Here is a 20,811-nt window from a genome sequence, read left to right on the forward strand (position 1 = left end):
GTCACACCCGTTCCCATTCCGAACACGGCAGTTAAGCTCTTCAGCGCCGATGGTAGTTGGGGGTTTCCCCCTGTGAGAGTAGGACGCCGCCAAGCAGATGATTTATATCTTCTAAGAGTTTTAGGAAACATTATATTATTCCGCAGTAGCTCAGTGGTAGAGCATTCGGCTGTTAACCGAACGGTCGTAGGTTCGAGTCCTACCTGCGGAGCCATATGCTTCCATAGCTCAGTAGGTAGAGCACTTCCATGGTAAGGAAGAGGTCAGCGGTTCGAATCCGCTTGGGAGCTTCCCAAACTACCTTTTAAAATTTTTTTACGGCCCGTTGGTCAAGCGGTTAAGACACCGCCCTTTCACGGCGGTAACACGGGTTCGATTCCCGTACGGGTCACCATTTTCAATTCACTTTTTGGAGGATTAGCTCAGCTGGGAGAGCATCTGCCTTACAAGCAGAGGGTCGGCGGTTCGATCCCGTCATCCTCCACCATTTTTAATATTGATTTGCCGGTGTAGCTCAACTGGTAGAGCAACTGACTTGTAATCAGTAGGTTGGGGGTTCAAGTCCTCTTGCCGGCACCATGTTTCACTTATATGTGGAGGGGTAGCGAAGTGGCTAAACGCGGCGGACTGTAAATCCGCTCCTTCGGGTTCGGCAGTTCGAATCTGCCCCCCTCCACCATCTTTTTTCAAAAAAATGTGGTTCAGTTATATACTTTCTTCTTTAGGGGAATATATAATTACCGCTTTTTATTTTGCTAACTATTAATTTACATATATTGGGCTATAGCCAAGCGGTAAGGCAACGGATTTTGATTCCGTCATGCGAAGGTTCGATCCCTTCTAGCCCAGCCATATGCGAAAGTAGTTCAGTGGTAGAATACAACCTTGCCAAGGTTGGGGTCGCGGGTTCGAATCCCGTCTTTCGCTTTATTTTAATTAGATTTTATACTTAGGGGCCTTAGCTCAGCTGGGAGAGCGCCTGCCTTGCACGCAGGAGGTCAGCGGTTCGATCCCGCTAGGCTCCACCATCTAACTACATACACCAACACTTACGCCTTAAACCTCTTCGGTTTAAGGCTTTTTTTTTTGAAAAACAACTTTCTATGGCTGTATCTTTATACATAAAAATGTCCGGTTGAACCATTCTCCTTAACAGTTATAAAATAACAGGAAGGGGGAATAGTATGTCTATTCAAAAAATTTCAGTTATCGGTCTTCCCATGGATCTTGGTCAAACAAGACGTGGGGTTGATATGGGGCCAAGTGCACTCCGTTGTGCAGGTGTTATCGAACGAATCCAACAATTGCAGTTAGAAGTGGAAGATTTAGGAGACATCATAGTGGGGAGGCCCGGGACGTCTGAAGAGGCTGGCTCAAACTTGAAGAATCTATCACTTGTTTCTAAGGGGAATGCACAATTAGCAGCAAGGGTAGATGAAATTATTTGTAGTGGATCATTCCCTCTAGTTCTTGGGGGAGATCATTCGATAGCAATAGGAACACTTGCTGGGATTTCGAAGCATTATGAGAGTTTAGGGGTAATTTGGTATGATGCCCATGGAGATTTGAACACGGAGGAGACTTCTCCGTCAGGAAACATACATGGCATGCCACTCGCTGTCAGCATTGGACTCGGTCACCCTGATTTAGTTAATCTGCATGGGTATGCACAAAAGGTGAAACCAGAGAATATCGTCATTATTGGAGCCCGTTCCTTGGACGAAGGAGAAAAGGTACTAATACGTGATAAAGGCATCAAGGTCTATACGATGCATGAAATTGATAGGCTTGGTATGACGAAAGTGATGGAAGAATGCATCGAATACTTACGTGATAAAACGGATGGGGTTCATCTATCCCTAGATCTTGATGGGGTAGACCCTGCAGAGGCACCTGGAGTAGGAACACCAGTGCTTGGGGGGATAAGCTATCGGGAAAGTCATTTGGCCATGGAAATGCTTGCGGAGTCAGAGTTGATTACTTCAGCTGAGTTTGTAGAAGTAAACCCCGTACTAGACGAGCGTAATAAAACGGCGATCGTGGCGGTAGCCCTGATGGGTTCTCTATTTGGAGAAAAGCTATTATAACTTAACGCAATATATAAAAGAAACAGTAACCGGTTTTTTTATGGGTTACTGTTTTTCTATATGCTAGAATACAAAAGTATATGATTTAGATAATGTTGAACGAAGGTAACGTTATATGATTCCAAGGCAATCTCCCTCTTCACTTTACTGTTTGCTTTTTCGTTCCGCTTTGGGTCAATTGAAAATATTGATTCATCAGGGTATCAAGTTTGCTACTCACTTCGACCACTTCGTTATCTATCATAGAGGAACGGGAAGCTAAGATAATCATTTTCTGTCTATATCGCTCAATGTTATCTAGTATTTGTTCTGCAGTCATTATCAAGGTTCACTTCCTTTATTTTTACAATTTCTTACTATATATATCCTTGTATTTTTCGTTTTAAACATAAAATGTAAAAGTTTGCTAAAATAAAAGTAATAAATTATGAAACCTTTTAGCTTGCGATTCGTAATAATCGTATAGCCGCATGAAGCGGGGGTAAAAAACAAAAATGGATGGACTTGTTAAAGAGAGAATAAACCAAGTGTTAAAGGGAGACCACAATGCATTTGGGGAAATAGTCGAAATTTATAAGGATAAAGTTTTTCAAATCTGTTTTAGAATGCTTGGAAACCGGCAGGAGGCTGAAGACCTGTCCCAAGAAGCTTTTGTAAGGGCCTTTGTGAACATTCGCAGTTTCAATATCAATATGAAGTTTTCAACATGGTTATATCGCATAGCGACGAACCTCTGTATCGACCGACTTCGTAAGAAAAAGCCGGATTACTATTTAGATGCGGAAGTCACTGGTACAGAGGGATTGAATATGTATTCTCAAATTGCATCGGACATGGCGATGCCAGAGGAAGAAGTAGAGTCGTTAGAGCTTCAGGAAACCATCCAGGTCGAAATTATGAAGTTGCCGGAAAAGTATCGTTCGGTCATCGTATTAAAATACATTGAGGAATTATCGTTAAAGGAAATCAGTGAGATTCTTGATTTGCCGGTAGGCACTGTCAAAACGAGAATACATCGTGGGCGAGAAGCTTTGCGTAAACAACTGCGCCATTTATAAAAAGAAGGTGAGAAAAATGAACTGCCACGAGGAAATCATTAATTATATGCATGATTATTTAGATGAGGACATTAAGCCCGAGCATAAAGAAATTTTAAGGGACCATCTGCTTACATGTCCTGCATGCCGAGATTTTTTCAATGAAATGAAAAAAGCAGTTGCCCTTGTACAAAGCACTTCCCATATCAAGGCCCCGGATGATTTTACGGCAAGGGTAATGGCCCAATTGCCTAAGGAAAAGAAGGCTACGGGGGCAAAGAGATGGTTTAAGGCTCATCCGTTTATGACAGCCGCGGCGATGTTCGTTGTATTAATGACAGGATCGATCTTTTCCACTTATAATCAGGACGAACATTTTTCCGTCTCCAAGCAACCTAACTTATTGGTAGAAGGGGAAACCGTCATTGTCCCTCGTGGGGAAACCATTGAAGGGAACGTTGTGGTTCAAAATGGGGACATACGCATAGAGGGCGAAGTAAAGGGGAATGTGACAGTCATTAATGGTCAGGAGTATATGGCCAAGGCAGGAAATGTTACCGGTGATATAGAAGTCATAGACCAAGCCTTTGAGTGGATGTGGTACAAAATAAAGGATATTGGAACATCTCTACTTCCTTCTTCAAAAGAGGAAAGAGATGGGGAATAATGAAGCTGAGCATAAGCATGGTTCTAATCAGAACGGTGCTTTTGTTCAGCTTTATATTGTATGCAGACAAAAATAGTGGTTACTAGCACTACTTCCCATATAAATTTCTGTACTAGTTTTAGAAGTATGATTTAAAAAATGGTATACTATTAAGGTTATTACATAACGATGGTTATTGTGTTTTTGGAGTATTACGGACTGGAGGAAACAACATGTCTATATCCAATTTGAATGTTTGGGACTATGTAGTAAATTTCATTGATATTTTCCTTGTTTGGTTTGTGATATATAAATTGTTAACTATAATTCGAGGCACGAAAGCCATACAACTGCTAAAGGGAATTTTTGTGATTGTCATTGTGAAAAGCTTGAGCAATCTGTTTGGTTTCAATACACTCGGATGGTTAATGGAACAAGTCATGAACTGGGGTGTTCTGGCAATTCTCGTCATTTTCCAGCCTGAATTGAGAAGAGCACTTGAACAATTAGGACGAGGAAAGATCTTTTCAAGGGGCAGTGCTCCGGAAGAGAATCAACAAGAGCGTTTAGTAGAAGAAATTCTAAAGGCCTCTACGTATATGGCGAAAAGGCGTATTGGAGCCTTGATTACCATTGAAAAAGGAACGGCACTGGGTGATTACGTTGAAACGGGAATTCCTTTAAGGTCCTATATTTCTTCTGAACTGCTCATTAATATTTTCATTCCGAATACACCCCTCCATGATGGGGCTGTTATTTTACAGGATAATCAAGTCGCAGCTGCAGCTTGCTATCTGCCCTTATCGGAAAGTCCGTTCATTTCAAAAGAGCTGGGCACAAGGCATAGGGCTGCCATTGGAATGAGTGAAGTAACAGATAGTGTAACAATTGTTGTTTCTGAAGAAACGGGAGGTATCTCTGTCACCAAAAATGGGGAGCTATACCGCGATTTAAATCAGGAATCATTTAGAGCCATGCTAACAAGTGAACTGGTATTGCAGAATGTCAAAACAACTTCCTCGGGTATCTGGAATTGGAGGGGGAAGAAAAATGGATAAATTCACGAATAGCGCTTGGTTTATGAGAATTGTCGCTTTCGCCTTGGCTGCTCTATTATTTATATCCGTTAATTTCGAGATGGAGTCCGATAAAAAGTCCCTTGGATTGTCCACTGCGCCTGAGAATGGTACGGAAACCATTGAAAATGTTCCGGTTGAAGTGTACTATGATCGTGAAAATTTAGTGGTCAGCGGCGTACCTGAAACGGTGGATGTCACATTGAAGGGGGCAAAAAGCCTTCTGATCAACGCAAAAAGCCAACGGGATTTTAAAGTATATGTAGATCTTTCCGATCCCGAAATCTCGATGGGGGACCGAACTGTCACATTTAAAATAAGCGATTTAAATGAAAAGCTCGTGGCAACGATAGATCCGGAATATGCGGAAGTAAATGTTCAGGAACGGATGACGAAAGAGTTTAAGGTCGATGCAGAATATAACAGTTCATTACTGGAAGAAGGGTATACCGCTGGGCAGCCAACAGTAAATCCTGAAACCGTAAAAATTACGGGTGCCAAAGATGTAATTGAAAAAATATCCTATGTAAAGGCCAACCTTGAAATAAGGAAAGGGCTAAACGAATCGGTGAACGGGCAGGCAACGGTAAAAGCGCTAGACCGGGATTTGAATAAATTAGATGTCGCGATTGAGCCAGCTTCCGTGGCAGTTTCGTTAAAGGTCAGTATTCCTTCCAAAAAGGTATCAATCGTGCCAGAGCAAACGGGGAAGGCCAAGGCCGGAGTTCGTATCAAGAGTATTAGTGTCGACCCTACAGAGGTAACTCTATATGGACAAGAAGCATCATTGGATAAAATAAATGCATTAAATCTTCCAGTCAATATCTCGAAAGTAGATGGAGATACCGAAATGGAACTTAATCTTTCAAAACCTGAAAGTGTGCAGAAAATGTCCTTAAGTAAAGCTACGGTGAAGATTCGTACCGAAAAAGTGGATGTGGAAGATAAGGATACTGAAGAAGAGGCAGAAGAAGTAGTTGTCGAAGAAGAAAAAACGGTAGATAAGGTTGAACCGGAAACCACGGAATCCAAAACTTTCACCAACTTGAAAATAATCCCGGTAGGTAAACAGGATGATCAAGAAGTGGAATTGGATACGGATGTGATGAGCATTACATTGAATGGGAAAGCGGAAGATCTAAAAAAAATATCTAAAGACGACATTTCGCTCACGGTCGATGTAAGTAATTTAGATGAAGGTAAGCATGATGTTGAACTGGCAGTTAAAGTCCCCGCGGGAGTATCTTGGGAATTAGATTCTAAAAGAGTTGCAGTGTCAGTTTCCATGGCCCAAGAAGAGGAAGAAACGTAACCTGGCCTTAACATCATTTAATTTAGTAATGATTTGAAGAAGGAGCGATACAGATGGGTAAATATTTTGGAACAGATGGAGTTAGGGGAATAGCAAATACGGAGTTAACGCCGGAGTTGGCATTTAAACTAGGCCGTTTTGGCGGCTATGTCCTTACTAAGAATTCAGAAAAACCAAAGGTATTAATAGGGCGCGATACTCGTATTTCAGGGGAAATGTTAGAAGGTGCTCTTGTTGCCGGATTATTATCCATCGGCGCTGAAGTCATGCGACTGGGCATTATTTCGACACCGGGAGTGGCCTATCTGACAAAAGCCTTAAGTGCTGAAGCGGGTGTTATGATTTCAGCTTCTCATAATCCTGTAGCGGACAATGGAATTAAATTCTTTGGACCGGATGGCTTCAAGCTCTCAGATGAACAGGAAGCGGAAGTGGAAGCATTGCTTGATCTGGAGAATGATGAGTTACCGCGTCCTACAGGCGGAGACTTAGGCCATTTAAATGACTACTTTGAAGGCGGCCAAAAATATCTGCAATACTTAAAACAGTCGGTGGACGAAGACTTTACAGGCATACATGTTGCGCTTGATTGTGCTCATGGTGCGACATCTTCCTTGGCTATGCATCTATTTGCTGATTTAGATGCAGATATTTCGACAATGGGGGCATCACCGAATGGCTTGAACATCAATGATGGGGTCGGTTCTACCCACCCTGAGGCTCTGGCTGAATTCTTGAAGGAAAAAGGGGCAGATGTTGGACTTGCTTTCGATGGCGACGGCGACCGCATAATAGCTATTGATGAAAAAGGAAATATCGTAGATGGCGATCAAATCATGTATATCTGTGCGAAATACTTAAAAGAGAATAATCGATTGAAAAAAGGAACCGTGGTTTCTACGATCATGAGTAACCTTGGCTTTTACAAAGGGCTTGAGGAACATGGTATACATAGTGCTCAAACAGCAGTTGGCGATCGCTATGTAGTGGAAGAAATGCGTAAAGGTGGCTATAATCTTGGTGGAGAGCAATCCGGGCATATCATCTTCTTGGATTACAATACAACTGGGGACGGCTTATTAACGGGTTTACAGCTTGTGAACATCATGAGTGAGACGCAAAAACCTCTATCTGAGCTTGCGAGTGAGATGCAAAAATATCCGCAGACACTCATTAATGTTAAAGTAACTGACAAGCATGGGGTAACGGGGAATGAAAAAGTACAGGAAGTCATAAAAGAAGTGGAAGCGGAGATGGGTGGTAACGGCCGGATTCTGGTACGGCCATCTGGAACTGAACCGCTTGTCCGTGTTATGGCTGAAGCGCCTACTATTGAAGAATGTACGCGTTATGTAGACCGCATCGTAGCAACGGTAAGAGCAGAAATGGGACTAAACGAATAAACAACCTATGCATAAAGGGGAACGAAAATTTCCTTTTATGCATATTTTTATTAAGAATCATATTTTGTTTTAATGGTAGTAAAGAATTGACCTATGTCCCATGTATAGGGTATGATTATCCTGATTTACAACTACTTTTACCATAAAATGGTTATAAGGGAAAAGGAGGCCAGGCAAGATAATAGGAAAACTAAAGCGCCTGAACTAAACTGGGTCGAGACGGGTTTAGTTGACGAGGAGGAGGAGTATCGAATGTTCGGCGGATACCTCCCGGCTGAAGTACACAGCCGTAATAATTCCAATTTTAAAACAGTGGGGCAACCGACTGCACAAAGAGTTGGAAATGTACAATGGGAAAAAGCCTTCGGGTATTTCCTTTATAAAAATATCAGAGATGAGGGGGCAGGGATGCCCTCGTGCATTCCTGTTCCCTCTAATCAGTTGGAGGAACAGAAATTATGTGTGGAATTGTTGGATATATTGGTCTAAATGACGCGAAAGAAATCCTGTTAAAAGGTCTTGAAAAGTTAGAGTACCGTGGGTATGATTCTGCTGGTATAGCTGTGCAAAATAAGGAAGGCATCAAGGTCTTCAAGGAAAAGGGACGGATTGCAGACTTACGCGGTGTTGTGGATGAAGGGACTTCGGCGAATACAGGGATTGGACACACTCGCTGGGCCACTCATGGTGTACCTAGTCGTGATAATGCTCATCCTCACCAAAGTAACTCAGGTCGCCTGACATTAGTTCATAATGGGGTCATCGAAAACTATGCGATTTTAAAACGGGAATATTTGAAGGATGTTGCTTTTAAAAGCGACACTGATACGGAAGTCATCGTTCAGCTTATTGAGAAGTTCGTGAATGACGGCATGGAAGTGGAAGAGGCATTCCGTCACACGCTTACCCTTTTAGAAGGTTCGTATGCCCTTGCCCTATTGGATGCTGAAAACGAAGAAACGATTTTTGTTGCTAAAAATAAAAGCCCACTCCTAATCGGTGTTGGAAAAGACTTTAACGTTATCGCTTCTGATGCAATGGCTATGCTGCAAGTTACCGATCAATTCCTTGAATTAATGGATAAAGAAATGGTTATTGTCACAAAAGAAAAAGTGACAATTAAAAACCTTTCCAACGAAGAAGTATTTCGTGCTCCATTCACGGCGGAACTCGATGCCAGTGATATTGAAAAAGGTACGTATCCACATTATATGCTTAAAGAAATTGATGAGCAGCCTACTGTTATCCGTAAAATCATTCAATCTTACCAAAACGAAGAAGGTAAACTGGCGATTGATTACAATATTACAGAAGCAGTGAGCGAGGCAGACCGTATTTATATCGTGGCTTGTGGAACAAGCTACCATGCAGGCCTAATCGGTAAACAATTCATTGAAAAAATGGCTAAAATTCCGGTTGAAGTGCATGTAGCATCAGAGTTCACATACAATATGCCGATATTATCCGAAAAACCACTGTTCATCTTCATTTCGCAAAGTGGGGAAACGGCAGATAGCCGTGCAGTTTTAGTGGCCATCAAAGAGCTTGGCCATAAAGCATTGACCATCACAAATGTACCGGGCTCTACGCTGTCACGAGAAGCAGATTATACGCTCTTATTACATGCAGGTCCTGAAATTGCCGTGGCTTCTACTAAGGCCTATACGGCTCAAGTAGCGGTATTGGCGATATTAGCGAACGTAACTGGCCAGTTCCGTAACCTTGCATTTGATTTCGATCTTGTCAAAGAGCTTGGAATAGCTGCGACAGGCATGGAAGCTCTTTGCGATTCGAAAGAAGAGATGGAAGAGATTGCTCGTGAATACCTGTCTGTTACGCGTAATTGTTTCTTCATCGGTCGTTCCCTTGATTATTACGTGGGTCTTGAAGGTTCGCTTAAGCTGAAAGAAATCTCATACATCCAGGCAGAAGGGTTTGCCGGCGGTGAGCTTAAGCATGGAACGATTGCCCTAATCGAAGAAGGCACACCTGTTATCGCTCTTGCTACGCAAGCAGGAGTCAATCTAAGCATCCGTGGGAATGTCAAAGAAGTCGTCGCCCGTGGCGCTAATCCTTGCATCATTTCAATGAAAGGGTTGGAAGAAGAAGATGATCGTTTTGTCATCCCGGAAGTGAACGAACTATTAACACCTCTTATCTCTGTCATCCCGCTTCAACTCATTGCGTACTATGCTGCCCTACACCGGGAGTGTGACGTGGATAAACCACGTAATCTTGCGAAAAGTGTAACGGTTGAATAAGTAGAAATGATTTGTGCGTCATATCTATAAATGTTTATAAAAATTTATTTACCCATTTAGATACCATTATCTAAATGGGTTTTTTTATGTCCGAAAGAAAGAGAATATCTAAATGGAAAAATAAAAACAGGGACATATATCAATTTTCCTTCCCACCACAATAGTGTGTGATACATAATATATGTCAAGTACCCTATAACATATAATGGTAAATCAATCGTTAGATAAGCAATATGAAAAACTTTTTGGCCTATTGAAGGGGGAGGAAGATGTTGGATTTAATTGAGGTTTATATACAAGAGGTCACACGCAGGTTGCCTGAAAAAAAACGCAGGGATATTGCACTCGAGTTGCGGTCAACCATTGAAGAGATGCTTCCTGATGATTATAGTGAACTGGATGTGGAGGAGGTTCTGGGCGAATTGGGGAACCCAGCGACAGTGGCTAGTGGGTATCGGGCTCAGCCGATGCACCTGATCGGACCGCGTTATTATGATTTATATATTTCACTATTGAAAGTGGTTTTTCCCATAGCAGCGGGCATTGCACTCATTTCGCTGATTATCGATTCTTTTATGGGGTTTAGCCAAGATGAAGCAGTTATTCCTAAAGTGATTACCCTTATAGTCGAAGGCATATTGCGGGTCCTTGAAGTCAGCTTTCAAGTCTTCTTCTGGGTGACGATTGTCTTCGCGGTTCTGGAGCGAACGGATAAAGGAAAGGACCAAAGTCCACTATCGGCAAGCCTACAGAAATGGACCCCAAATGATTTGAGAAGTATCCCTTACATTCACAAGAAGAAAGAGATTACGAGGTTCAATGTATTCAGTGGACTGATGTGGACAGCGATTTGGACGACGGTATACTTTTATGCAAATCAATTTGTCGGGGTGTATGAAGGTGGAGATAGGATCGAACTCGTGATTCCGGTCTTCCAACAGGATATCCTACTTAACTATTGGCCGTTCATTCTTCTGGTGATCGCCATGGAAATCTGGTTAGCTTTTTATAAGAGTATCAAAAGGCAATGGACAAAAAAACTGGCAAATTTCAATTTGGTTCTTGAAATGATCACAACCATCGGATTCATTGTCATTGTAAGTAATCCGGATGTAATGAACCCTGAATTCCTTACATATATGGGGAGTTTATCCGATACAACGGCCATGCAGTTTCGAAATGCGATTGTAGGAGGCTCAATTACCATCTTCATTTTAGCCGCAGCATTAAATGTATTTGATGGATACCGCAAGTCTAGAATCCATTGATGACATGTATTCGATAATGGTTCCTACCAGCTGTTATCCAACCAGTTGCTCCAAACGGTTTAAACGGATAGCTACTTTTTAATCAGAATGGAATAGGAAGAACAAAAGCCACCCGACATAAGCAAAGTATCAATGTTGGATGGCCCTTGTCTTGTAAGATTATTGTTGGAGTTTTATTTTTGCGTCTTCATGCGATGAATATTCGCGATTGTACCACCATCCACACGTAAATCTATGCCAGTGATATAGGAAGCTGCATCGCTAAGCAAGAATTCCACAGCTGTTGCGATCTCGGATGCTTCTCCTTCACGGCGGAGTGGCGTGTGTTCGAGCATTGTTTTCATTTGCTCTTGTTGGGATGCTTCCTGACGCCCCATCGGAGTGTTAATGGTACCCGGAGAGATAGATGAGATACGTGCACCTTTTTCACCCCAAGCCCACGCTTGGTCTTCCACATATAAGACAACCCCCAATTTAGATAGGCTGTAAGCCGCACCTGAGTCGCCTTGTGTAAATTGCTCCATGGTCTCAATATAGTTTTCGGTTAAAGGCTGTTTTAAAATTTCCGTATAAGGACCTTGACGGGGCGCCATATAGGCACTCATCGAAGAGATACATACCGCAGCAGTACCTACTGTAGCAAGTGGAAGAAACGCATCTAGGACAATTCCGGTGCCAACAGAATTTACTTCTGTAATGCGTTTCGAATTGGCCATCGTCGGTGACAGCCCGGCTGTGTGAACCAATCCTTTTAATATCCCAAGTTCGGCAGATTTTTTAGCTAAAGCAGCAACATTTTCCCTTGATGTAATATCGACAGTTTGATAATGGACATCAGTTATACCTTTAGTCGCTAATTCCTCTTTTGTTTGGATTAAACGTTCTTCAGAAACATCTGCCAACAATATGGTTCCTTTTTTGCCAACCAGTTCTGCAGTGGCTTTACCCATACCACCAGAACCGCCTGTAATTACATAAACATGCTTATCCATTTCAATTCCCCCTAAACTTGATATAAACTTAGTGTAAACGGTTTTATAATAAAATAAGCAAGACATTTCCACTAAAAATGTCCAGAGGAGTGTCAAAAATGGAAACGGCAAAAGAATCGATAGTTGCCGCTTATTTACAGCTTTTATTTGAGAAAAGCTTTGAAGAGTTAGCTGTGAAAGAAATTGTTCAAAAGGCGGGCATTTCCCGATCCACATTTTATTTGCATTTTGCAGACAAATACGAACTGATGGATGAGGTGAGACGGAAGTTAAACGACCGGTTCTTGTCATTTTATGAGATGGATTACCAATGGGGTAAGCCAATCACCCTCCATTTATGTGAACATATTTTCAAATATCGCTCATTTTATGAACTCGAATTTGCAGAGGCGGACGCTATTCAAAAATTATCAGATAAGCTTGCAGCACATTTACAAGAAGTGTTCCAGGATCCAGACTATGCCCTATTTGCGAGCTATGGCACCATCGGTTATTTGGGTTTTTGGGTAAGGAACGGGTACGCCATGAGTCCGGCTGTGGCAGCGGAAAAACTATTGAAAATCGGCCTGACAAACTGGACAAAAGTATTGGATGCAAAATTAGATGGAATAGAGCGGTAGCGGGAAGCTGTAGACCTGAAAAAGAGGGTAGGAACTGATGAAATCGATGGAAGGAACTAAACGCCCGAGGAGCAAAGATAAGAGACGAATCTTGTTTTAAAAGTGTGCAAGTACTTTTGTTTTGAAAAAGATCGCTTAAAGTATTTGCAATCCCTACCATTTGATGGTATGCTTAGGTTAATTATTCATGTTCGGTACTAAGGATACTAAAAGTACTACTTTTCGTTTCGATGATGACTTAGAGCAAGGATAGTAATACAATGTGCTTTGGCACTAGGAGGCAACAACAATGGAACAAGGTAAAGTAAAATGGTTTAACGCAGAAAAAGGATTTGGCTTCATCGAACGCGAAAACGGAGACGATGTATTCGTACATTTCTCAGCTATCCAAAGCGAAGGATTCAAATCTTTAGACGAAGGTCAAGAAGTTACTTTTGAAGTAGAACAAGGTCAACGCGGACCTCAAGCTTCTAACGTTCAAAAAGCATAATTTCTAAAAACAAAAAAGGCAGACCCTATTACTAGGGTCTGCCTTTTTTGTTTTATTCAATAATAAAAAACCCTGCTCAATGTTGAGTAGGGTAAATGGAATGAGTAAAGTAAATCGCTTAAAAAGGTCTACCTAGTATAACATAGTTTTTTCAGAAAAAAGAATTTGTAAATGAAGAGGTTGGACTGCGGGAACTTCTTTTTTTGAGTCAGGGACCATTATTCATACACATTCAAACACAGGTTTGAGTATAATGTGAAATGTGGTATATTATAATCAAACGTAGGTTTGAATGAATGGATGTGAGAAGATGGATGAGATGAAGGATATGTGTGAAGTTCATCTGCATGATCAAGAAAAGGTGAACCGTATCCAAAAGGAAATCGGTCAGGTAGATATCTCCAGTATGTCAAAGTTGTTTAAAGTGATCGGTGATGAAAACAGGGTGAAAATCTCGTATGCACTTTGTGAGGATGAAGAGTTATGTGTATGTGATTTGGCAAATATCATTGGGGCGTCAATGGCAACAACTTCTCATCATCTCCGTACTCTATATAAACATGCAATTGTGAAATACAGAAAAGAGGGAAAGTTAGCCTTTTACTCTTTAGACGATGATCATATAAAACAATTAATCCTTATAGCGATAGCACATCAGCGGGAGGTGAGGGTCAATGGCTGATTCCCAATTAAAGACTTATCGGATTCAAGGGCTGTCCTGTACGAACTGTGCAGCCAAATTTGAAAACAATGTCCTGGAACTTGAAGGTGTGAAGGAGGCAAAAATCAACTTCGGGGCTTCGAAGATTTCTATTTCAGGAAGTGCTTCGATTGAAGAAATTGAGAAGGCTGGAGCCTTTGATAACCTGAAAATTCGTACTGAACAAGAGCAGGTGACAATAAAAGAACCAATTTGGAAGCAAAAAGAAAACATTAAGGTTTTTCTTTCGGCTATCCTCCTTTTTATCAGTTGGATTTTGGAACATCAATATGGCGAGGGTAGTCTTTTGCCGGTTCTGGGTTATGCCACTTCCATTTTAGTTGGTGGATACTCCTTATTCATCAATGGGTTGAAAAATCTCGTAAGACTTCGTTTTGATATGCATACGCTGATGACGGTCGCTATTATTGGAGCGGCTATACTTGGCGAATGGGGCGAGGCAGCCACTGTCGTCATTCTATTTGCTATAAGTGAAGCGCTTGAAAAGTATTCGATGGATAAAGCTCGAAATTCCATTGAGTCCCTTATGAATATTGCCCCTAAAGAGGCACTGATCAGGAGGGGCCATCATGAAATGATGTTGGCTGTCGATGCAATCGAGGTGGGAGACACCATGATTGTCAAACCGGGCCAGAAGCTTGCGATGGACGGAAGGATCATAAAAGGTGCATCCACACTGAATCAGGCGGCCATTACTGGTGAATCGGTGCCACTATTTAAAACGGTCGAAGGAGAAGTGTTTGCTGGTACGTTGAACGGCGAAGGTCTTTTGGAAGTGGAAGTCACGAAAAGGGTTGAAGATACGACGATTGCAAAGATTATTCATCTTGTAGAAGAGGCACAAGCGGAAAAAGCCCCTTCCCAAGCGTTCGTTGATAAATTTGCAAAATTCTATACACCGGCAATCATGCTGATTGCTTTGGCACTTGCAACCATTCCACCAATGATGCTGGGCGGAGAATGGAGTGAATGGATTTATCGCGGATTGACTGTATTAGTTGTCGGCTGTCCATGTGCCTTGGTCATATCCACACCCATTGCCATTGTTACAGCTATCGGAAATGCAGCGAAAAACGGTGTTCTGATTAAAGGTGGAATCCATCTGGAGGAAGCTGGAGCTTTGAAGGCGATTGCATTTGATAAAACGGGAACATTGACAAAGGGAATACCTGAAGTGACTAACTTTTCCGTAATGGTGGATGAAATGAGCGAACGGGATGCTTTGAAAATAGCGGCTGCTTTAGAAAGCCGCTCGCAACATCCATTGTCCACGGCCATTCTTCAGAAAGCGGATCTGCAGGATATAGACTATCGTTCTCTGATGGTAGATGATTTTTCTGCATTGACAGGCAAAGGGTTAAAAGGAACAATCAATCAGGCAGTCTATTATATTGGAAAACCACAACTCTTTGATGAAGTGGGGTTAACCATTTCTGAAAAGGCTCAACATCTGATCAATAACTATCAGAATGAAGGAAAGACAGTTATAGTTCTCGGTAATCAAACTAATATTCTAGCCCTGGTTGCCGTTGCGGATGAAATAAGAGAAAGCAGTAAGGAAGCTATCAGTAAATTACATGCTTTAGGGATTGAAAAAACAATCATGCTGACCGGTGATAATATCGGGACAGCGAATGTGATTGGAACAGCGGCGGGCGTTCATGAAATTCAAGCAGAATTATTACCGCAGGATAAGCTCTTCTTCATCAAACAATGGAAACAGAAGTATAACCGAGTGGCCATGGTTGGCGATGGTGTTAATGATGCCCCTGCTTTAGCCGCTTCCACTGTAGGAATTGCAATGGGGGGAGCGGGTACGGATACGGCCCTTGAAACAGCCGATATCGCTCTAATGGGTGATGATTTATCGAAATTGCCCTACACCATCTCATTAAGCAGGAAGACATTACAAATCATTAAGCAGAACATTACGTTTTCATTAGCGATTAAATTATTGGCCTTATTGTTGATTGCACCGGGCTGGCTGACACTTTGGATGGCGATTTTTGCGGATATGGGTGCGACGTTACTCGTGACCTTGAATAGTCTGAGGTTGCTCAGAATAAAAGAATAATAGATAAAGGGCTTCTGGATTTCTTGAAGGGAATCCAGAAGCCCTTTGCTATATCTAAACGTTTCATGTGAAACTCTGGAAAAGTGCCTCCATTATTCTTTGGAATTGTTAGGCCACAATCCATCATTAAGAATTAGAACCACCAACGGATGTTAGTTCCCGGACTTTGTTATTTTAATGGACATTAGGATATATTGAATGCATAGCCAGGTTAAAACTATGAACAGGATAGGTAGTATGCTACAATTTGGCTGACTTTTAAAGGAATGCATGCCATCGTTAGGTACGGTTGTTGAATAGATCAAAGGTATTAAAGGAAGGGATTTGAAAGATGGAATTACATCAAAAGGCAATATTAGTTGGAGTCAATCTGAACGGTCAAAAGGATTTTGAATATTCGATGGAGGAGCTCGCCAATTTAACCGAAGCCTGTGAGGTAGAAGTGGTTGGAACGATCACACAGAATCTACATCGTGTCACTTCCTCACATTTCATCGGTACAGGTAAAATTGAGGAAGTAAAGGCGCTAGTTGAATATAAAGAGGCAAATGTCGTTATCTTCAATGATCAATTATCCCCCTCACAACTTCGTAATTTGGAGCGGGATATGGATTGCAAGGTGATCGACCGTTCCATCTTGATCCTAGACATCTTCGCACAACGGGCGAAAACGAAGGAAGCACAGCTCCAGGTAGAAGTGGCAAAACTTCAATATATGCTTCCACGCCTTATCGGCTTAAGAGAATCGTTAGGTCGACAAAGTGGAGGAGTGGGAACGAACAAGGGTGCTGGGGAAAAGCAGCTTGAACTTGACCGTAGGCGGATTGAGGAAAACATCAGTGTTTTGAATAAGGAATTGGAGGAACTTGTAGCACACCGTCAAACACAGAGGAAACAACGGAAAAAGAATGCCATCCCTGTTGTGTCATTAGTCGGGTATACGAATGCGGGGAAATCATCCATCATGAACGCATTGATGGAGATGTTCCAACCGACATCCGAGAAGCAGGTACTCGAGAAGGATATGCTCTTCGCTACACTTGAGACGTCCGTTAGAAACATTCCCTTGCCAGATAACAAGGAGTTTTTACTCACAGATACAGTCGGGTTCGTGTCTAAACTACCACACCATCTGGTAAAGGCATTCCGGTCTACCCTTGAAGAAGTAGTGGAAGCAGATTTATTAATCCATGTTGTGGACTATTCCAATCCTAATTATGAACAACAGATAGAGATTACCGAAAAGACTTTACAAGATATTGGCATCAAAGAGATACCGACCATATTTGCTTATAATAAAGCGGATTTGACCGATATGGACATTCCAAAGGTTAACCGTGATTCCGTCTATATGGCGGCCAGAGAGAAGGTAGGCCTTAAGGAATTGATTGATCAGATCCGTAGCCATGTATTCATGGACTATATTCATTGTGAAATGCTGATTCCATATGACCAGGGAAAACTAGTATCTTACTTCAATGATAATGGCCATATAACGGAAACGGAATATGAGGAAAATGGGACCAAGCTAAAGCTTGAATGCAAGAAGACCGATTATGAAAAATATCATAACTACGTGATTGGAAAATCCTGATGTTTTTTCCAGGGACTGAACTGAATTTAAATAGAATGTTTTGAAAGATTTCCGTAACCATGATTCCCAAGTTATACATATATCGTTTAGTTGTGTATAACTTGTGGATAACTTTCAAAAAGCCTTGAAAAAGTTTTCAAGGCTTTTTTTTTGTGGACAACCTGTTGATAAGTAGATTGTTTGATATTCCCTTACTAAGACCTTAGGAATGATGTCGAGAATGTAGCGAGAAGTGTAGGACGTTGACTTTTTTTATCAGTTTTTGTAAAGAAACATGACATAGTGCACATTAAGTTGTCCGCATTATTTTACACTTTGTATAATGTAACTCCCTATCTATCATTATAAAATAAAGAATATTCATTTAATTTTGAGATTCATGAATAAGTAGGGGGCTAATGGTGATTTTTTAAATGTAACCTGTAAGATAAAAATGACAGTGCTACAGCCATAAATCATCAAAAGTAGGGATAGGATATTGCTAGTTCATTGACTATAGGCAATTCCTCCTTTTTTATTTTCCACAATAATTTTTTGGAAGGAGAATAGTAGATGGATATGACAAGCTCGTTAAAAGACGATTTGAAGAGAAACTTTCAGGAGGCAGAGAGGGGCTTAACCCCAAGAGAGGCACTGGAAGAATCTAATCGATGTTTATACTGTTATGATGCTCCTTGTATCCAGGCCTGCCCCACAGGGATTGACATCCCGACCTTTATAAAAAAAATCGCATCAGGAAATCTAAAAGGGTCGGCCAAAACGATCATGACGGCTAATCCAGTCGGTGCCAGTTGTGCGCGGGTATGTCCGACAGAAGAGTTATGTGAAGGGGCATGTGTTCTAAATCATTCTACAAAGCCAATCCCTATTGGCGATCTCCAGCGTTATTCCACAGATTGGGCCATTCAAAATAAACAAGCTCTATTCAAGGCTGGCAAGAAGAATGGCAAAACGGTTGCCATTGTCGGCAGTGGTCCTGCGGGCTTGTCTGCAGCAAGGGAATTGGCCTTGCTTGGCTACAGCGTAACCATCTTCGAAGCAGAAAAGAACCCTGGCGGATTAAACACTTACGGAATAGTGTCTTTCCGATTACCTCAGCACATCTCCTATTGGGAAGTCGATCAAGTAAAGAACCTTGATGTCGAGATCCGAACGAATTCAAGGGTTGGGGTGGATATCTCCGCTAACCAACTGATTAAGGACTATGATGCCGTTGTTTTGGCAATTGGTATGTCGGATGTACCAAAGCTTGGGATTGAAGGGGAGGACTTGGCTGAAGTCTACGATGCAATCGATTTCGTAAAAGCAACGAAAACGGAGGATATCACCGATAAGTTCGTTGGGAAGAAGCTGATGGTCATTGGAGCTGGAAATACAGCAATCGATGCTGCAACCTGCTCGGTCCGTCTTGGTGCTGAAGAGGCTGGTATCATTTATCGTCGGACCCAGGCGGAAATGACGGCGTATGATTTTGAATATGAGTTTGCCAAACAGGAAGGTGTCCGATTCCATTGGCTGACGAATCCTTCAAGAATCGTTGCCGATGAAAAGGGCCAGGTAACAGGCATTGAATGTGTGAAGATGGAACTGAGTGAGGCAGGGGAAGATGGTCGCAGACGACCGGTTCCAATTGCAGGCTCTGAGTTCATCCTTCCGGCCGATGGTGTGATTCGTGCGATTGGTCAATCACGTTATGTTGGTCTACTTGAACAATTTAACATCGATCACGATGGAGGTGTCGTTACCTTAACTGGAGACTCCTATAAGACGTCGAATGAAAAAGTGTTCGCCTGTGGCGATGTCATATTTGGGAAGGGCCAAGGAGAGGCTATGGTCGTTTCCGCTGCCCAGCAAGGGAAAATGACAGCCTATGAAATTGACGGAGTGTTAATGAGCAAGACAGAAGATATAGCTTAATAAAACAATAACTAGGAGGCGTATCAATGGCTGATTTATCAATTAATCTTGCAGGTATCAAATCTCCTAACCCCTTTTGGCTTGCTTCGGCACCACCAACTAATTCGGGTTATCAAGTGCAGAGGGCTTTTGAAGCCGGATGGGGAGGAGCTGTTTGGAAGACGCTTGGGGATCCAATCCTAAATGTTTCTTCCCGCTTTGCAGCCGTTGGGTTTAACGGCCAAAGAGTTGCTGGATTCAATAATATTGAACTAATTACGGATCGACCTCTTGAAGTGAATCTTAAAGAGATATATGAAACGAAAAAGAAGTTTCCCAATCACGCAATCATAGCATCCGTAATGGTCGAGCCACAACAGGAAAAGTGGCATGAAATTATCAAACGGATAGAGGATGTAGGCGTTGATGGTTACGAGCTGAATTTTGGATGTCCGCATGGCATGGCCGAAAGAGGGATGGGGGCTGCTTCAGGGCAGGTACCTGAACTGGTGGAAAAGCAAACATATTGGGCGAAGGAAGCGGCCTCGAAACCTGTCATCGTCAAGCTGACCCCAAATATTACGGACATCACGGTTACGGCAGAAGCAGCCGTAAGAGGCGGTGCGGATGCAATTAGTATGATCAATACGATCAATAGCCTTGCAGGGGTGGATATTCACTCCTGGAATACAATTCCCCATGTTGGCGGAAAAGGGGCCCATGGCGGGTACTGTGGTCCTGCAGTGAAGCCCATAGCCTTGAATATGGTGGCTGAATGCGCAAGGAACCCAGGGATTAATGTCCCGATATCCGGTATTGGGGGGATTTCTAACTGGCAGGATACGGTCGAGTTTTTATTGATGGGGTCGACTGGCGTACAGATTTGTACAGCCGCTATGCATCATGGTTTCCGGATCGTCGAAGACATGATTGATGGATTATCCAATTACCTTGATGAAAAAGGGATTGCTTCTGTAATGGACATTGTCGGTAAGTCCGTATCGCGCTACTCCGACTGGGGAAATCTGGATTTGAATTATAAAGTCGTGGCCCGCATCAATAATGATGTGTGCATCAACTGCAATAAATGCCATATAGCCTGTGAAGATACTTCCCACCAATGTATTGATATGTTAAAGGACACTTCAGGCAACTCATTTTTACGGGTGCGTGAAGAAGATTGCGTCGGCTGTAACCTTTGTTCAATCGTGTGTCCGGTCGATGGAGCGATTGACATGATTGAAATGGCCAGCAATCTAGCCCCTATGACTTGGAATGAGCGTCAAGGTTTGCTAGGCAACATCGGTAATGAACGTGTGGATTTCGTAAAATAA

The 20,811-nt window shown here is 42.2% G+C and carries 18 protein-coding genes, 9 tRNA genes and 1 rRNA gene; 26 read left to right on the forward strand and 2 right to left on the reverse strand.

Annotated features, from left to right (window positions below; translation table 11 throughout):
• The 11 genes from rrf to rocF all read left to right on the forward strand — a co-directional run.
• Positions 1-95: ribosomal RNA gene (rrf, locus tag ACIQXU_RS17650) — 5S ribosomal RNA — on the forward strand; the annotation flags it as partial.
• 44 nt (positions 96-139) lie between these two features.
• Positions 140-214: transfer RNA gene (locus tag ACIQXU_RS17655), tRNA-Asn, on the forward strand.
• Positions 215-217: 3 nt separating this feature from the next.
• Positions 218-290, forward strand: a tRNA-Thr gene (locus ACIQXU_RS17660).
• A 29-nt stretch (positions 291-319) separates the two neighbouring features.
• Positions 320-394, forward strand: a tRNA-Glu gene (locus tag ACIQXU_RS17665).
• Between the two features lie 17 nt (positions 395-411).
• A tRNA-Val gene (locus tag ACIQXU_RS17670) sits at positions 412-487 on the forward strand.
• Between the two features lie 16 nt (positions 488-503).
• A tRNA-Thr gene (locus ACIQXU_RS17675) sits at positions 504-579 on the forward strand.
• A 16-nt stretch (positions 580-595) separates the two neighbouring features.
• Positions 596-679, forward strand: a tRNA-Tyr gene (locus ACIQXU_RS17680).
• A gap of 98 nt (positions 680-777) precedes the next feature.
• Positions 778-852: transfer RNA gene (locus ACIQXU_RS17685), tRNA-Gln, on the forward strand.
• A gap of 3 nt (positions 853-855) precedes the next feature.
• Positions 856-927, forward strand: a tRNA-Gly gene (locus ACIQXU_RS17690).
• A gap of 25 nt (positions 928-952) precedes the next feature.
• Positions 953-1,028 (forward strand) — tRNA-Ala (locus ACIQXU_RS17695).
• Between the two features lie 156 nt (positions 1,029-1,184).
• Positions 1,185-2,087 carry an arginase gene (gene rocF, locus ACIQXU_RS17700; RefSeq protein ID WP_402991353.1) on the forward strand — a complete coding sequence of 301 codons (903 nt, stop codon included), beginning with the start codon at positions 1,185-1,187 and terminating at the stop codon, positions 2,085-2,087.
• A gap of 139 nt (positions 2,088-2,226) precedes the next feature.
• Here rocF and ACIQXU_RS17705 read toward each other — a convergent pair whose 3' ends face one another.
• Positions 2,227-2,406, reverse strand: a complete 180-nt coding sequence (locus ACIQXU_RS17705) for an aspartyl-phosphate phosphatase Spo0E family protein (RefSeq protein WP_402876114.1) — start codon at positions 2,404-2,406, stop codon at positions 2,227-2,229.
• A gap of 175 nt (positions 2,407-2,581) precedes the next feature.
• On the opposite strand from ACIQXU_RS17705, the gene sigW reads away from it, so the two are divergent.
• The 8 genes from sigW to ACIQXU_RS17745 all read left to right on the forward strand — a co-directional run bounded on the left by sigW (position 2,582) and on the right by ACIQXU_RS17745 (position 11,090).
• Positions 2,582-3,145, forward strand: a complete 564-nt coding sequence (sigW, locus tag ACIQXU_RS17710; RefSeq protein ID WP_402876112.1) for an RNA polymerase sigma factor SigW — start codon at positions 2,582-2,584, stop codon at positions 3,143-3,145.
• A 16-nt stretch (positions 3,146-3,161) separates the two neighbouring features.
• Positions 3,162-3,791 carry a zf-HC2 domain-containing protein gene (locus ACIQXU_RS17715; protein WP_402991356.1) on the forward strand — a complete coding sequence of 210 codons (630 nt, stop codon included), beginning with the start codon at positions 3,162-3,164 and terminating at the stop codon, positions 3,789-3,791.
• Between the two features lie 212 nt (positions 3,792-4,003).
• Positions 4,004-4,828, forward strand: coding sequence for a diadenylate cyclase CdaA (gene cdaA, locus ACIQXU_RS17720; RefSeq protein WP_402876108.1), 825 nt, complete (start codon positions 4,004-4,006; stop codon positions 4,826-4,828).
• Positions 4,821-6,158 (forward strand): CdaR family protein, encoded by a 1,338-nt coding sequence (locus ACIQXU_RS17725; protein ID WP_402876106.1) that lies wholly within the window; start codon positions 4,821-4,823, stop codon positions 6,156-6,158. The genes cdaA and ACIQXU_RS17725 overlap by 8 nt, the downstream gene beginning before the upstream one ends.
• Positions 6,159-6,211: 53 nt before the next feature.
• Positions 6,212-7,561 carry a phosphoglucosamine mutase gene (gene glmM / locus ACIQXU_RS17730; protein ID WP_402876104.1) on the forward strand — a complete coding sequence of 450 codons (1,350 nt, stop codon included), beginning with the start codon at positions 6,212-6,214 and terminating at the stop codon, positions 7,559-7,561.
• A gap of 252 nt (positions 7,562-7,813) precedes the next feature.
• Positions 7,814-8,050 carry a hypothetical protein gene (locus ACIQXU_RS17735; RefSeq protein WP_402959269.1) on the forward strand — a complete coding sequence of 79 codons (237 nt, stop codon included), beginning with the start codon at positions 7,814-7,816 and terminating at the stop codon, positions 8,048-8,050.
• A complete protein-coding gene (glmS, locus tag ACIQXU_RS17740) occupies positions 8,020-9,822 on the forward strand; it encodes a glutamine--fructose-6-phosphate transaminase (isomerizing) (RefSeq protein ID WP_402876101.1) in 1,803 nt (600 codons plus the stop codon). Before ACIQXU_RS17735 ends, glmS begins: the two co-directional genes overlap by 31 nt.
• Positions 9,823-10,094: 272 nt before the next feature.
• Positions 10,095-11,090, forward strand: coding sequence for an HAAS signaling domain-containing protein (locus ACIQXU_RS17745; protein WP_402991439.1), 996 nt, complete (start codon positions 10,095-10,097; stop codon positions 11,088-11,090).
• Between the two features lie 173 nt (positions 11,091-11,263).
• Here ACIQXU_RS17745 and ACIQXU_RS17750 read toward each other — a convergent pair whose 3' ends face one another.
• Entirely contained in the window at positions 11,264-12,082 is an 819-nt protein-coding gene (locus ACIQXU_RS17750; protein WP_402876099.1) for an SDR family oxidoreductase, read from the reverse strand.
• 98 nt (positions 12,083-12,180) lie between these two features.
• On the opposite strand from ACIQXU_RS17750, the gene ACIQXU_RS17755 reads away from it, so the two are divergent.
• The 7 genes from ACIQXU_RS17755 (at position 12,181) to preA (ending at position 20,811) form a co-directional block, all read left to right on the forward strand.
• The gene (locus tag ACIQXU_RS17755) at positions 12,181-12,702 is read left to right on the forward strand and encodes a TetR/AcrR family transcriptional regulator (protein ID WP_402876098.1); all 522 of its coding nucleotides are present in this window, start codon (positions 12,181-12,183) and stop codon (positions 12,700-12,702) included.
• Positions 12,703-12,991: 289 nt separating this feature from the next.
• Positions 12,992-13,192 (forward strand): cold-shock protein, encoded by a 201-nt coding sequence (locus ACIQXU_RS17760; RefSeq protein ID WP_034304915.1) that lies wholly within the window; start codon positions 12,992-12,994, stop codon positions 13,190-13,192.
• A gap of 319 nt (positions 13,193-13,511) precedes the next feature.
• Complete coding sequence (locus ACIQXU_RS17765; protein ID WP_402875647.1) at positions 13,512-13,874, forward strand: ArsR/SmtB family transcription factor; 363 nt, start codon at positions 13,512-13,514, stop codon at positions 13,872-13,874.
• Positions 13,867-15,987 (forward strand): heavy metal translocating P-type ATPase, encoded by a 2,121-nt coding sequence (locus tag ACIQXU_RS17770; RefSeq protein ID WP_402991359.1) that lies wholly within the window; start codon positions 13,867-13,869, stop codon positions 15,985-15,987. The genes ACIQXU_RS17765 and ACIQXU_RS17770 overlap by 8 nt, the downstream gene beginning before the upstream one ends.
• A gap of 331 nt (positions 15,988-16,318) precedes the next feature.
• Positions 16,319-17,581: a GTPase HflX gene (gene hflX, locus ACIQXU_RS17775; RefSeq protein WP_402991362.1), complete on the forward strand. Its 1,263-nt coding sequence runs from the start codon at positions 16,319-16,321 to the stop codon at positions 17,579-17,581.
• A 558-nt stretch (positions 17,582-18,139) separates the two neighbouring features.
• On the forward strand, positions 18,140-19,498 hold the full coding sequence (locus ACIQXU_RS17780) for an NAD(P)-dependent oxidoreductase (protein ID WP_402875649.1): 1,359 nt from the start codon (positions 18,140-18,142) through the stop codon (positions 19,496-19,498).
• A 26-nt stretch (positions 19,499-19,524) separates the two neighbouring features.
• Positions 19,525-20,811 (forward strand): NAD-dependent dihydropyrimidine dehydrogenase subunit PreA, encoded by a 1,287-nt coding sequence (gene preA, locus ACIQXU_RS17785; RefSeq protein ID WP_402991365.1) that lies wholly within the window; start codon positions 19,525-19,527, stop codon positions 20,809-20,811.

Origin of the sequence: Peribacillus sp. NPDC097284 (assembly GCF_044761765.1) — a bacterium.
GTDB lineage: Bacteria > Bacillota > Bacilli > Bacillales > DSM-1321 > Peribacillus.

Excerpts from the sequence above, each read along its gene's own strand:
- rocF (WP_402991353.1), top strand. The coding sequence starts at position 1,185 with ATGTCTATTCAAAAAATTTCAGTTATCGGTCTTCCCATGGATCTTGGT.
- ACIQXU_RS17705 (WP_402876114.1), bottom strand. The coding sequence starts at position 2,406 with ATGACTGCAGAACAAATACTAGATAACATTGAGCGATATAGACAGAAA.
- sigW (WP_402876112.1), top strand. The coding sequence starts at position 2,582 with ATGGATGGACTTGTTAAAGAGAGAATAAACCAAGTGTTAAAGGGAGAC.
- ACIQXU_RS17715 (WP_402991356.1), top strand. The coding sequence starts at position 3,162 with ATGAACTGCCACGAGGAAATCATTAATTATATGCATGATTATTTAGAT.
- cdaA (WP_402876108.1), top strand. The coding sequence starts at position 4,004 with ATGTCTATATCCAATTTGAATGTTTGGGACTATGTAGTAAATTTCATT.
- ACIQXU_RS17725 (WP_402876106.1), top strand. The coding sequence starts at position 4,821 with ATGGATAAATTCACGAATAGCGCTTGGTTTATGAGAATTGTCGCTTTC.
- glmM (WP_402876104.1), top strand. The coding sequence starts at position 6,212 with ATGGGTAAATATTTTGGAACAGATGGAGTTAGGGGAATAGCAAATACG.
- ACIQXU_RS17735 (WP_402959269.1), top strand. The coding sequence starts at position 7,814 with ATGTTCGGCGGATACCTCCCGGCTGAAGTACACAGCCGTAATAATTCC.
- glmS (WP_402876101.1), top strand. The coding sequence starts at position 8,020 with ATGTGTGGAATTGTTGGATATATTGGTCTAAATGACGCGAAAGAAATC.
- ACIQXU_RS17750 (WP_402876099.1), bottom strand. The coding sequence starts at position 12,082 with ATGGATAAGCATGTTTATGTAATTACAGGCGGTTCTGGTGGTATGGGT.
- ACIQXU_RS17755 (WP_402876098.1), top strand. The coding sequence starts at position 12,181 with ATGGAAACGGCAAAAGAATCGATAGTTGCCGCTTATTTACAGCTTTTA.
- ACIQXU_RS17760 (WP_034304915.1), top strand. The coding sequence starts at position 12,992 with ATGGAACAAGGTAAAGTAAAATGGTTTAACGCAGAAAAAGGATTTGGC.
- ACIQXU_RS17765 (WP_402875647.1), top strand. The coding sequence starts at position 13,512 with ATGAAGGATATGTGTGAAGTTCATCTGCATGATCAAGAAAAGGTGAAC.
- ACIQXU_RS17770 (WP_402991359.1), top strand. The coding sequence starts at position 13,867 with ATGGCTGATTCCCAATTAAAGACTTATCGGATTCAAGGGCTGTCCTGT.
- hflX (WP_402991362.1), top strand. The coding sequence starts at position 16,319 with ATGGAATTACATCAAAAGGCAATATTAGTTGGAGTCAATCTGAACGGT.
- ACIQXU_RS17780 (WP_402875649.1), top strand. The coding sequence starts at position 18,140 with ATGACAAGCTCGTTAAAAGACGATTTGAAGAGAAACTTTCAGGAGGCA.
- preA (WP_402991365.1), top strand. The coding sequence starts at position 19,525 with ATGGCTGATTTATCAATTAATCTTGCAGGTATCAAATCTCCTAACCCC.